Origin of the sequence: Williamsia sp. DF01-3 (assembly GCF_023051145.1) — a bacterium.
Lineage (GTDB): Bacteria > Actinomycetota > Actinomycetes > Mycobacteriales > Mycobacteriaceae > Williamsia.
In genome coordinates, this window is record NZ_JALKFS010000005.1 from 4,819,650 (window position 1) to 4,831,700 (window position 12,051).

The 12,051-nt window shown below is 66.3% G+C and carries 9 protein-coding genes and 1 pseudogene; 3 read left to right on the top strand and 7 right to left on the bottom strand.

All coding sequences use genetic code 11. The annotated features are described in order from the left end of the window. Positions 1–8 precede the first annotated feature (8 nt). From MVA47_RS24660 to MVA47_RS24675, 4 genes are all read right to left on the bottom strand, one after another. Positions 9–698, bottom strand: a complete 690-nt coding sequence (locus MVA47_RS24660) for a response regulator (RefSeq protein ID WP_247210244.1) — start codon at positions 696–698, stop codon at positions 9–11. Beyond that, a complete protein-coding gene (locus MVA47_RS24665; protein WP_247210245.1) occupies positions 695–2,386 on the bottom strand; it encodes a sensor histidine kinase in 1,692 nt (563 codons plus the stop codon). The genes MVA47_RS24660 and MVA47_RS24665 overlap by 4 nt, the downstream gene beginning before the upstream one ends. Positions 2,387–2,460: 74 nt before the next feature. Then, the gene (locus tag MVA47_RS24670; protein WP_247210246.1) at positions 2,461–3,930 is read right to left on the bottom strand and encodes a CitMHS family transporter; all 1,470 of its coding nucleotides are present in this window, start codon (positions 3,928–3,930) and stop codon (positions 2,461–2,463) included. Between the two features lie 233 nt (positions 3,931–4,163). Then, positions 4,164–5,450 carry an adenylosuccinate synthase gene (locus MVA47_RS24675; protein ID WP_099383603.1) on the bottom strand — a complete coding sequence of 429 codons (1,287 nt, stop codon included), beginning with the start codon at positions 5,448–5,450 and terminating at the stop codon, positions 4,164–4,166. Between the two features lie 205 nt (positions 5,451–5,655). Here MVA47_RS24675 and MVA47_RS24680 point away from each other — a divergent pair, with 205 nt between their 5' ends. The 3 genes and pseudogenes from MVA47_RS24680 (at position 5,656) to glgX (ending at position 9,304) form a co-directional block, all read left to right on the top strand. Next, positions 5,656–6,330: a hypothetical protein gene (locus MVA47_RS24680; protein WP_247210247.1), complete on the top strand. Its 675-nt coding sequence runs from the start codon at positions 5,656–5,658 to the stop codon at positions 6,328–6,330. Continuing rightward, on the top strand, positions 6,327–7,112 hold the full coding sequence (locus MVA47_RS24685; RefSeq protein WP_247210248.1) for a site-2 protease family protein: 786 nt from the start codon (positions 6,327–6,329) through the stop codon (positions 7,110–7,112). Before MVA47_RS24680 ends, MVA47_RS24685 begins: the two co-directional genes overlap by 4 nt. A 78-nt stretch (positions 7,113–7,190) precedes the next feature. Beyond that, positions 7,191–9,304, top strand: a pseudogene (gene glgX, locus MVA47_RS24690) (glycogen debranching protein GlgX). A 39-nt stretch (positions 9,305–9,343) separates the two neighbouring features. Here the strand turns inward: glgX and MVA47_RS24695 are convergent. The 3 genes from MVA47_RS24695 to MVA47_RS24705 all read right to left on the bottom strand — a co-directional run bounded on the left by MVA47_RS24695 (position 9,344) and on the right by MVA47_RS24705 (position 11,871). Then, complete coding sequence (locus MVA47_RS24695) at positions 9,344–10,264, bottom strand: cation diffusion facilitator family transporter (RefSeq protein WP_247210249.1); 921 nt, start codon at positions 10,262–10,264, stop codon at positions 9,344–9,346. Positions 10,265–10,325: 61 nt separating this feature from the next. After that, a complete protein-coding gene (locus tag MVA47_RS24700) occupies positions 10,326–11,429 on the bottom strand; it encodes an aromatic acid exporter family protein (RefSeq protein ID WP_374474459.1) in 1,104 nt (367 codons plus the stop codon). 25 nt (positions 11,430–11,454) lie between these two features. After that, a complete protein-coding gene (locus MVA47_RS24705; protein WP_023955555.1) occupies positions 11,455–11,871 on the bottom strand; it encodes a DUF3151 domain-containing protein in 417 nt (138 codons plus the stop codon). Between the last annotated feature and the right edge of the window lie 180 nt (positions 11,872–12,051).

Consider the following 12,051-nt stretch of genomic DNA (forward strand, 5'->3'; position numbering starts at 1 on the left):
CACGCCGGTCAATCTACTGCGGATCGGCGCTCACCAGGCAAGCGGTACTCCTGTTTGGGCCTGCCGGTGGCGCCGTAGCGCAGGCGCATCGCCAGCTTTCCCGACGCCACCATGTGGGCGAGATGCCGCCGGGCGGTGGGTGGAGAGATGCCGACCGCCGCGGACACCTCGTCGGCGAACATCACCTGGCCCGACTGCGCGAACGCTTCCAAAATCAGTTGCTCTGTGTGCGAGCCACTCTCGGAGCTCTCTCGCATGACGCGGCCGAATCGCAATGCGCTGACCGCGGCGTCGACAGAGCTCTGGTCGATCGCCGGTGCAGCCAGGATGCGCCGGTATTGCGCGTATGCGGACAGTCGACGTGCGAGTTCGGTGTTCTCGAACGGTTTGATCAGGTACGTCAGCGCCCCACCGCGGAATGCGCGCCGGATGGCAGCGCTGTCGGTCTCGGCGCTCACGACAAACGTGTCGCAGCCGATCTGGGCCGCGAGTTCGAGTCCGGAACCGTCGGGCAGGTGGACGTCGATGAGGGCGAGGTCGACGTCGGGTTGAGCGGCGAGGACCGAGAGGGCCTGCTCGCGATTGCCTGCTGTGCCTGCCACCGAGAACCCACCGACGGCCTCGACGATGGACGCGTGCAAACCGGCGACCCGGAAGTCGTCGTCCACGATGAGCACCTTGAACTCCCGGGCTGTCATCGCACCGGCTCCTCGTCCAGCGGTTCGACTGGTTCGTGCGGGCTCAGCATCCTGGGCAGCCGCGCGACGAAGACGGCGCCACCGAGGACGTTGTCGGGTTGCCTGGCGTCGCCGCCCGCGTCCACGAGCGTCAGGTCCCCGCCGCGGGTTCGCGCCAGCTGTCGCGACAGCGCCAGACCCATCCCCCGCCCGCCGGGCACGGAGTTGTCCTTGTGGGTGGTGACGCCCTCGGTGAAGACCTGCTGCGGATCGGCGAGCCTCACACCGGGCCCGGAGTCCGACACGACCACCAGCAAGGTGTCGTCTGCGACGATCAGTTCCACCTCGACCTGGGCGGGTGCCCCGCGGGAGGCGGCCTCTAGCGCCCCGCCGGAGGCGGCCTCGATTGCATTGTCGATCAGGTTGCCCACGATGGTCGTTGCGGCCACCGGGTCCTGCAATGTCCCGGAGACCAACGTCTGTGGACCCAGCGTGAGCAGTACGCCGTGCTCGCGGGCCGAGGCGGCCTTGGCGTCGAGGAATGCCCGCAGGTGGGGCTCGTTGATGTTCTCGCTGCCGGGCAGGTCGATGCCGTAAGGACCCGTGCCCATCACCTCGTCCAGATAGTCGAGTGCAGCGCCGGCATCGCCTTGCCGCAGCAAACCGGCGGTGACGTGCATCCGATTGGCCGATTCGTGTCGCTGGGCGCGCAGCGCATCCGTCATCGACTTGATCGAATCGAGTTGTCGGGTAAGGGCTTCCACGTCGGTGCGGTCCACCACCGACAGCACGATGCCGAGATCTGTGCCGTCGCGCCGCACCCGGTGGGAACTGACCAGCACCACACGGTCACCCACTGCGGCCGACCGCGGCGTCTGCACGGGCGTGGTCGCGACCTCGAGTACCCGTGCGGTCAGACCCGCCTCGGTGACCGGGGTGCCGATGTCGGCGGTCACGCCCAACAGGGTGCGCGCCTTGTCGTTGATCACCCGGACCACACCGGACGGGTCGATGGCAACCACACCTTCACCGATCGAGTGCAGCACCGCCCCTTGTTCACGCACCAGCTCGGCCAGTTGATCCGGTTCCAGGCCGAGGGTGAGGCGACGCCACCGCCGCGCGAGCAGCGCCGAGCCGATGACACCGGTGACCAGCGCCGCAAGTGCGATGAGGACAAGGGCGATCACGTCACCGCGGAGGTCGTCGCTGATCTTCTCCGTGGAGATCCCGACGCTCACAAGCCCGACGACCTCGGTGGAGTCCGGGGCGAGGACCGGCACCTTGGCGCGGACCGATTCGCCCAGCGTTCCACGGTCGGTGGCCAGGTCCTCACGACCGCCGAGTGCACGGCCCGGATCGGTACTGAGGGGGCGGGTCAGTTCGGTCGTGTCGGGGTGCGCAAGCCTCAGTCCGCGATTGTTGGCGATGACCACGAAGAGGGCGCCGGTGCGGTCGGCAACGGCGACTGCCTGGGCTTGGAGCGGTCCGTCGGCCAGGGCGTTCTGGTCGAGCGAGTCACCGCTGCCCGCGGCCACCTCGGCGCGCACCTGATCGTCGGTCGCCACCGATCTGGCGATGGCGAGTGCGCGCTGGCCGTACTCCTCGCGCAGTTTGTCGTCGCTGCCGGAGATCACGATGCCGAAGCCGACACCGAGACTGACCAGGATCACCACCACCTGCAGCAGCAGGACCTGGTTTCGCAACCGCATGAACACAGCGTAGGCACCCGCCATCCGACGGGTGCCCACGTTGCCTGCCAACAGTTCGGCGATCGAGTTGTCGATCAGATGGGGATGGCTCCCACAAGGGTGCCGACCACGAGCATCGCGACCGAGACCGCCGCGGCCCGCCACAGCACCTTCTTGTGGTGGTCGGCCAGCGAGACCCCGGCGAGCGACACCAGCAACAAGATCGCGGGAACCAGCGGGCTCTGCATGTGCACGGTCTGGCCCGTGATGGAGGCCCGTGCCATCTCGGCGGGGGTGATCCCGTAGGTGGCGGCGGTTTCCGAGAGCACCGGCAGCACACCGAAATAGAAGGCGTCGTTGCTCATCAGGAACGTGAACGGCATCGACAGGAGGCCGGTGATGACGGCCAGGTGCGGTCCCATCGAATCAGGGAGCACGGAGGTCAGCCACTGTGCGATCGCCTCGACCATGCCGGTGCCTGCGAAGACCCCGGTGAGGACTGCCGCCGCGAGGACCATGGCCACCACGGAGACGATGCTCGACGAGTGCCTGGTGATCGCCTGCTGCTGGTCCTTGATGTGCGGGAAGTTGATCACCAGCGCGATGCCGGCGGCCACCATGAACAGCACCGGGATGGCGACGACGTCCATTCCGAGCACCGCGAGCAGGACGACGGTCAGCGCCGCGTTGATCCAGAAGAGCTTGGGCCGCAACGTGGAGCGATCAGGGTCCAGCGCGCCTGCGACGATGCCGGCGTCTGCGGCGGCACCCGAATCGGTGTTTCGGACGTCCTCGCCGGAGCCTGCACCGAATGCGCCTGTGCCCGAACCACCGGCGCCTCGACGCGGTCCGCGACCACGGCCGTTGCCGGTGCCGGTGCCGGTGCCGCCGCCACTGCCGACCAGGACGTCGGCGGACTCACGGGACAGTACCGATTCCTTGATGGTGATCGAACCGATCCTGCGACGTTCCATCAGGCCGAGGTGGTAGGAGAACAGGAGCACGATGACAAGACCGACAACCAGCGACGGGATCATCGGGATGAACACCTCGGACGGTGAGATGCCCAGTGCCGCAGCGGCACGCGCGGTCGGCCCACCCCACGGGAGGATGTTCAGAGTGCCGTTGGCCAGACCCGCGGTGACCGTCAAGACCACCGGACTGACACCCAGCTTGAGGTAGAGGGGCAGCAGTGCCGAGGTGACGATGATGAATGTGGTGGAGCCGTCACCGTCGAGGGAGACCACCATCGCCAGCAACGCCGTTCCCACCACCAGCCGCGCCGGATCGGCCTTCACCGCCCGAACGACTCCGCGCACGATCGGGTCGAACAGGCCGACGTCGATCATGATGCCGAAGTAGATGATGGCGAAGAAGAGCATCGCCGCTGTCGGGGCCAGGTCCTCGATGCCGTCGGTGATCATGTCGCTGATCCCCAGGCCCGCGCCGGCAAACAGACCGAAGGCAATCGGGACCAGGATGAGGCCCACCACCGGAGTGGCCCTCTTGGTCATGATCAGGAACATGAAGGTGGCCACCATCAGGAGGCCCAAGGCTACTAACATGACAACGCTGCTCTCGGTTGGCGACTGTGGACTGGAGGAGTGATCTCCGCTACATCCGAAGTCTTGAGGTAGCGCACGTCACAGTCACGCTTGAGCGCGTAAGTCGCGTTTTGAGCGTTTTGCTCACTGGCTCGCACCTAAAATCGTTCCCCACGACTGGAGCCGAGGGACTATTTCCCTCAGCCCCTGCCGAGGGGGACGATTATTGCGCCGAAAGCAGTACGGTCCGAGCGCTAGAGAATGTCGCGCCGCACGATGGTCTGCTCCCGGCCGGGGCCCACGCCGATGCACGAGATGTGCGCGCCGGACAGCTCTTCGAGTCGGAGCACGTAGTCCTGGGCATTCTTCGGCAGGTCGTCGAAGGTGCGGCACTGTGAGATGTCCTCCCACCAGCCGGGCATCTCCTCGTAGATCGGCTTGGCGTGGTGGAATCCGGTCTGCGTCATCGGCATCTCGTCCACCCGCTCCCCGTCCACCTCGTAGGCGACGCAGATCGGCACGGTGTCGAGGCTGGAGAGCACATCGAGCTTGGTCAGGAAGTAGTCGGTGATTCCGTTGACCCGGGTGGCGTACCGAGCGATCACGGCATCGAACCAGCCGCAGCGACGCGCGCGGCCGGTGGTGACGCCCACCTCGCCGCCGGTCTTGGCCAGGTAGGCACCCCACTCGTCGAACAGCTCGGTGGGGAATGGCCCCGACCCCACCCGCGTGGTGTAGGCCTTGAGGATTCCGAGCACGGTGGTGATCCGGGTTGGGCCGATGCCCGAGCCGACCGCCGCGCCACCCGACGTCGGGTTGGACGACGTCACAAAGGGATAGGTGCCGTGGTCGACGTCCAGCAGGGTGCCCTGCGAGCCTTCGAGCAGCACCGTCTCGCCGGCCTCGAGCGCTTGGTTGAGCAGCAGCCTGGTGTCGGCGATGCGGTGTTTGAAACCGTCTGCCTGACCCAGCACCTCCTCGACGACGCGCGCCGGTTCGAGAGCACGGCGGTTGTAGATCTTGGTGAGGATCTGGTTCTTGATCTCGAGCGCAGCCTCGACCTTCTGGGTCAGGATGCTCTCGTCGAGCACATCGGCGACCCGCACGCCGACCCGGGCGATCTTGTCCTGGTAGCAGGGTCCGATGCCGCGGCCGGTGGTGCCGATCTTCTTGTTCCCGAGGAATCTCTCGGTGACCTTGTCGATGGCGACGTGGTACGGCATCAGCAGATGCGCGTCGGCCGAGATCATCAGACCCGTGGTGTCGACGTCACGATCCTCGAGGCCACTGAGCTCGGTGAGCAGCACCCCCGGGTCGACGACCACACCGTTGCCGATGACGTTGTTGACTCCCGGAGTCAAGATGCCTGACGGGATCAGATGCAGAGCGAAGGTCTCCCCGTTGGGCAGAACCACCGTGTGACCGGCATTGTTGCCGCCCTGGTATCGCACCACCCATTGCAGTCGACCACCGAGTAGATCTGTGGCTTTGCCCTTACCTTCATCGCCCCATTGGGCGCCGATCAGCACGATCGCAGGCATTTATGCGCTCCTTCCGGTTCGAGCGTGACGTAGACACACCGAACCGTGGGACAACCCTACTTGTTCGGACCGACGATTACCCGATCCCGGTGGCCCGAGCCCCTCACGGCGCCGCGCCGAGCCCATCCGCGGTGCCCGCCAGTACGATCACGGACGGGCGTCACGAGGATGATCGCCGCAGGTGAAGAGACGAGTGAGGTGACCGGTGGCGCCACAGGGTCTACGCGTGATCGCCGAGCAAGACGCGGCCGACGATCTCATCCCGCCGGGCGTCGCCACGGTCCGGGCGGTGCGCGAACGCGCGTCGATCATCGGTGCCGTCACCGCCACACTGGCCGATCCGGACATGCGACGGGTCGTCGTGGTCGCCGGGCCCGAGTTGCCCGACGCCTTCTGCGCGGCCGTGGTGGCACGACTCATGCTCGTCGAACGGCTCGACGTCGAGGTCGCCCTCGTCCTGCCCGCCCCCACTCTCGCCACCAAGATCTACGAGCTGCCGTTCGGGGCGCCGGCCGTCGAACTGGCCCAGACCGGCACCGCCGTCGAACTACCACTGGTCCGAGACGATGCGGCCATCGTGTTGCTCGGCCGCGCCCACCAGCGCGGCGTCGACGGCGACCTCGGCGGCGAGAGTTACGTCGACAACGACCTGCTCTACCGCGGGCGGACCAAGGGAGTTGTCATCGAACCGCTGATGACGATGCCCGGGGTCAGGGCCAAGCTCGACCGCCGCTGGCGTTCGTCCTGGCTCACCGGCAGGGCCGTCCAGACCGGCGCACCACAATTGGTCGTCGACCGCGACGGGGTCCCCGGTCCCCGGCCGGTCAAGAGGTCGACCTTCTACCGCCATCACGTCAACTGGAAGTTGGTCCGCCCTTGAGCACCACCACCACCGAGATCATCCGCTCGGTGCGTCCTGGGCCGGTGTTCCTCGCCGTGGTCGCGGCCACCGCGCTGGGCGGTGCACTGCTCTGGACATCGGGCCGGAACAACGACCCCGTGGCGGTGGTCGGGGCGCTCCTGCTCGTCGTGGGCGGCTGGGTGATCTCGCTGTCGCTGCACGAGTTCGGGCACGCCGTCACCGCGTTCAAGTTCGGCGACCGCGGCGCCGAGCTCCGCGGCTACCTCACACTCAACCCTCTCAAGTACGCCCATCCCGGCCTGTCGATCGGGCTGCCCCTGGTCATCATCCTGTTGGGCGGCATCGGTTTTCCCGGTGGCGCCGTCTACGTGAACAAGTCGGGATTCACGCGGGCCCAGCGCAGCCTGGTCTCCGCTGCGGGCCCGTTGGCCAACATCCTCATCGCCATCGTCCTGCTCGTGGTCATCTCCGGCCGCGACAACGCGGCGCTGATCGGTGAACTGAACTTCTGGTCGTCGCTGGCGATGCTGGCACTGCTGCAGATCACCGCCGCGGTGCTCAACCTCCTGCCGATACCCGGACTCGACGGCTACGGGATCATCGAGCCGTACCTGTCCGACGACACGCGGCGATCGGTGGCGCCGGTCGCACCGTTCGGAATCCTGCTTGTCTTCGTCATCCTGCTGGTGCCCCAGCTCAACCGCGCGTTCTTCGACCTCGTGTACTGGCTGTTCGAATTGTCCGGGGTCAGCAGCTTTCTGGCTTCGTGGGGCTGGGACTTGTTTGTCTTCTGGAAGTAGGGGGTAGTCGGCCCCCAAGCACGGCGCCGGAACCTGTCGTAGTGTGAAAAATCCGTGTGCTGATGCGAGGAGGACCAGTTGCAGATCCGTCCAGGTGCGGCGTACCCGCTTGGAGCAAATTACAGCGGAGCCGGGACGAATTTCGCGGTGTTCAGTGAAGTTGCCGAACGTGTGCAGCTGTGTCTGATCGGCGACGACGGCGAGGAAACGCAGATCGATCTGCTGGAGCAGGACGGCTTCATCTGGCACGGCTTCTTGCCGGACGTGGAGCCCGGGCAACGTTATGGCTACCGCATCCACGGGCCCAGCGACCCCGCGCAGGGTCTGCGATGCAACCCGGCCAAACTCCTCCTCGACCCCTACGCCAAGGCGATCGACGGCAAATTCGACTGGGCGCAACCAGTTTTCAGCTACATGTTCGACGACCCGTCGACGCCCAACAACGAGGACTCCGGTCCTTACATGCCTGCATCTGTGGTGATCAACCCCTTCTTCGACTGGGGTGTCGACCGTCCGCCCCACCACGCATACGCCGACACCGTCATCTACGAGGCCCATGTGAAGGGTCTCACCCAGACACACCCCGCGATCCCCGAGGAGCTGCGCGGTACCTACGCCGCCATCGCCCACCCGGCGATCCTCGATCATCTGACAAACCTGGGCGTGACCACTCTCGAACTGATGCCGGTCCACCACTTCGCGGACGACTCAGTACTGCAGGACCGCGGCCTCTCGAATTACTGGGGCTACAACACCATCGGGTTCTTCGCCCCCGATTCCAAGTACTCGCGGGGCGACTCGCGGGTTGCGCCCGTCCAAGAGTTCAAGTCGATGGTCAAGGCCGTGCACGAGGCGGGCATCGAGATCATCCTCGACGTGGTCTACAACCACACGGCCGAGGGCAACCACATGGGTCCGACCCTGTCGTTCCGCGGGATCGACAACGCCGCGTATTACCGTCTGGTCGAAGATGATCCGCAGTACTACATGGACTACACGGGCACCGGGAACACCCTGAACGTCCGGCATCCCCATGCCCTGCAGCTCATGATGGATTCGCTCCGCTACTGGGTCACCGAGATGCACGTCGACGGCTTCCGCTTCGACCTTGCGTCCGCACTGGCCCGCGAGTTCTACGACGTCGACCGGCTTTCCAGCTTCTTCGACCTCGTCCAGCAGGATCCGGTGGTCAGTCAGGTGAAGCTGATCGCCGAGCCGTGGGACGTGGGGCCCGGCGGATATCAGGTGGGCAACTTCCCCCGCAGTGGACCGAATGGAACGGCAAGTACCGCGACACCGTGCGCGACTTCTGGCGCGGCGAGCCGGGAACGCTGGGCGAATTCGCCGCTCGCATAACAGGTTCGGCGGACCTCTACGAGCACACCGGACGGCGGCCTGCCGCGTCCATCAACTTCATCACCGCGCACGACGGCTTCACACTGCGAGACCTCGTCTCCTACAACGAGAAGCACAACGAGGCCAACGGTGAGGACAACAACGACGGCGAGAGCCACAACCGCTCGTGGAACTGCGGCGTCGAAGGCGAAACCGACGATCCCGAGATCCTCGCGCTCCGTGCCCAGCAGAGTCGCAACATGATCGCCACCCTGCTGCTGTCGCAGGGTGTGCCGATGATCAGTCACGGTGATGAACTGGGACGGACGCAGGGCGGCAACAACAACGCCTACTGCCAGGACAGTGAGCTCGCCTGGATCGATTGGGAGAACGTCGACGACGACCTGATCAACTTCACCCGTCGCGTCACGGAGCTGAGGGCGAACCACCCGGTGTTTCGTCGCCGACGCTTCTTCGAGGGTCGGCCGATGCAAAGATCAGCCGACAAGCTGCCCGACATCGCCTGGCTACGGCCCGACGGCAGCGAGATGACCGAGGATGACTGGAACGCCGATTTCGGTCGTGCGGTCGGACTGTTTCTCAACGGCAGCGCCATCCCCGAGGTCGACGATTTCGGCGACCGCATCGTCGACGCCTCGTTCATGGTGTTCTTGAGCGCTCACTACGAACCCATCGAGTTCCCGCTGGACACCAAATACGGCGAGCAGTGGGAGGTGGTGCTCGACACCACCGTCGCGGGCGACGAGGCCGAGAAGCCGCTGACGGCACCGACAACGGTCACCGTCGGTGCGCGGGCGTTCCTGGTGCTTCGCCGCATCGAACCCGAAGACGACTGACCCCGCCGGCCGCGCTCGCTCGGCGGAGTCGGGCCGCTGCTACCAGGTGATCTTCTTGTGGCAGTCGCCTTGGGTTCCAGCCGGATCCACCTGGATGGTGGCGTGGTCGAGGCCGTGGCGTTCCAGGACATCCCTGGCGGCGGCGAGCACATCGGCGTTGTCGGCCGTGGCTGTTACGTGCACCGTGGCCACGTCCATGCCGGTGGTCAGCGTCCAGACGTGGAGGTCGTGCACTTCGGTCACACCGGCCAGTTCGCTGAGTTCGCGCTGGATCTTGTCCACATCAACGTGGACCGGGGCCTGCTGCGCAAGGATCCGAAGTGCGTCGAGGGCAAGGCGGATGGCGCGCGGGGCGACCCACAGCGCAATCAGTACTGCCACCACCAGGTCGGCATACGGCCAGCTGGTTGTCATCGTCACCACGCCTGCCACCAGCACACCGATCGACCCGACGGCGTCGGCGAGCACTTCCATATACGCACCGCGCATCGCGATGCTTCCCTTGGCGTCCGAGCGTAGCAGCAGCATCACCACCAGGTTGGCCGCGAGGCCGATGAGCGCCACCACCACCAGGGTCCCGCCCGGTACGTGAGGATCGGTACCGATGCGCTCGATGGCTTCGTAGAGGACAAACACGGCCACGCCGATGAGCAGCACAGCGTTGGCCACGGCGGTGAACACCTCGGCGCGGTGCCAGCCGAAGGTCTTGACCCCGCTCGAACTCCCGTGCCGGGCGAGCAGCAAAGCGCCCAGTCCCATCACCATGGCCACCACATCGGTGAGCATGTGGCCCGCATCGGCGATCAGGGCCAGCGAGTTGACGGCGATGCCGACGGTCAGTTCGACCGCGAAGAACACGGAGATGATGACTGCCCCGGCCACCATCGGCCAAAGTCGCCGCTGGGTTCCGTCGTCAGCGGCGCCGTGCCCGGCGTGACCGTGGCTGTGCGTGTGGCCCATCGTGTCCCTTCGCGGTGAGTGGACCCCAAATATATGCATGACTACGCATGCGTCGCAACTGTCAGCGCAGCGTGGCGATCGCCGAGACGCGGGAGAGTCCGCACACCATCAGCAGATCAACGATTGTGGAACGGATCTGCGCCAAGATCACCGTCTCCGACAGCGCGCTGCCCTCGACCAGTTCTGGCTTCGAGCGACGGGCGATGCTGCGCAGCACCCTGGCCGCAGACGCCGGGTCGGGTTGCTGGCCGGGGTCGGCCAGGATCATGTCGTTGACCACCTCGAATGCGTGCGCGAGGCTGATGATGAGTTCGACGATCTCGGGCTTGATCGGCTCGTTCTTGTCCATCGCGCTCGCCGCCCGTCGTGCCAGCACCCGAACGTTTCGCACGGCATTGTCGATCGGATCGGCGACGGCGGTGATGCGTTCGAGCCGCGATCGACTGTTCCAGTACAGCGGGGAGATGACACTGATCTCGCGCCCACCAGAGATGTCCGACCGCATCGCGTCGATCTCCGGCTGGGTTCCGCGCGCCTCTTCGAGCGCCTCGAGCAGCAGGTCGCGGTCCATTCGACGCAACCCCTCGGCCACATCTGCAAGCACATCGGACACCGTGGCGAGCACCCCGGCGGCGTCGCGACGAGCCCTCAGCACCGGATGTGTGGGAACCACCGCAACCACCGCGATCGCCACCACACCGCCGATGAAGGCGTCGATGACACGGTGGAACCCGTCGACTCCTCCTGGCGGCAACAGCGTTGCCACCAACACCGCCGAACTCGCGGCCTGGATCGGCACCAGCGGACCCCGGTCGAGCACGATGGCCACCACCATCGCGATGGCGACGACCACCATGATCTGCCAGGTGCCCGATCCGATTGCCGCGATGATCAGGTCGCCGACAGCCACGCCGACGGTCACGCCGATCGCCACCTCGAGGGCGCGGCGCCACCGCTGCCCGAGTGACAGACCCAACGAGATGACCGCGGCGATGGGAGCGAAGAACGGTCGCTCGTGGGCGAACACCTCGGTGGCGAGGTACCAGGCGAGGCCGGCCGCCAAGGAACACTGGAGGATCGGCAGGATCGCCACGCGCAGCCGATGCAGAGGGGCGCGGACGCGGGCCGGCAACCGTTCGCGGGCGAACACCGCGCGAACGGTCAGCAGACGGCCGCCCGAGCCGCCGGTGTCAGGCGAGTCCGAGCTCGCCGGCGGCTGCCGGGTCACTTTCGTTCAGCAGATCGAGGCAGCGCCTGTATTCGTCTTCCTCACCGATGGTCTGCGCCGCCCGCGCGAGCACGGCGACGCAACGCAGGAACCCGCGGTTGGGCTCGTGGCTCCACGGCACGGGGCCGAACCCTTTCCAGCCGTGCCTGCGGAGCTGGTCGAGCCCGCGGTGGTAACCGGTACGGGCGTAGGCGTAGGCGGTGATGGTCGCGCCTTCGTTCATGGCGGCTTCGGCCAGGTAGGCCCAGGCGATCGAGGCGGTCGGGTGCTGGGCGGCGACCGCAGCCGGGTCGGAACCGTTCAACAGGTCCGATTCGGCTTCGTCGTCTCCGGTCAAGAGGGTGGGCTGAGGGCCGAGAAGATCTCCGAACGACGTCATCGGACCATTGTCGCAGCTCTCGATCGGGTGCGGGCGACCCCTCCGGCCGCCAGTTCATTCGATAGGGTGGGCGCGACGCTGCGCGGGGGTGACTGTCCGAAGGTCGGCCAGGTTCCTGCGCACTGTGAACAGTGTCGGTCGAGGAACAGGGCTGGGTGGATGTCACATCCTGACGATGAA

What these genes read in the sequence shown, in the direction of transcription:
- MVA47_RS24675 (WP_099383603.1), bottom strand. Translation starts at nt 5,450, where the DNA reads ATGCCTGCGATCGTGCTGATCGGCGCCCAATGGGGCGATGAAGGTAAG.
- MVA47_RS24705 (WP_023955555.1), bottom strand. Translation starts at nt 11,871, where the DNA reads ATGACGTCGTTCGGAGATCTTCTCGGCCCTCAGCCCACCCTCTTGACC.
- MVA47_RS24665 (WP_247210245.1), bottom strand. Translation starts at nt 2,386, where the DNA reads ATGCGGTTGCGAAACCAGGTCCTGCTGCTGCAGGTGGTGGTGATCCTG.
- MVA47_RS24670 (WP_247210246.1), bottom strand. Translation starts at nt 3,930, where the DNA reads ATGTTAGTAGCCTTGGGCCTCCTGATGGTGGCCACCTTCATGTTCCTG.
- MVA47_RS24660 (WP_247210244.1), bottom strand. Translation starts at nt 698, where the DNA reads ATGACAGCCCGGGAGTTCAAGGTGCTCATCGTGGACGACGACTTCCGG.
- MVA47_RS24695 (WP_247210249.1), bottom strand. Translation starts at nt 10,264, where the DNA reads ATGGGCCACACGCACAGCCACGGTCACGCCGGGCACGGCGCCGCTGAC.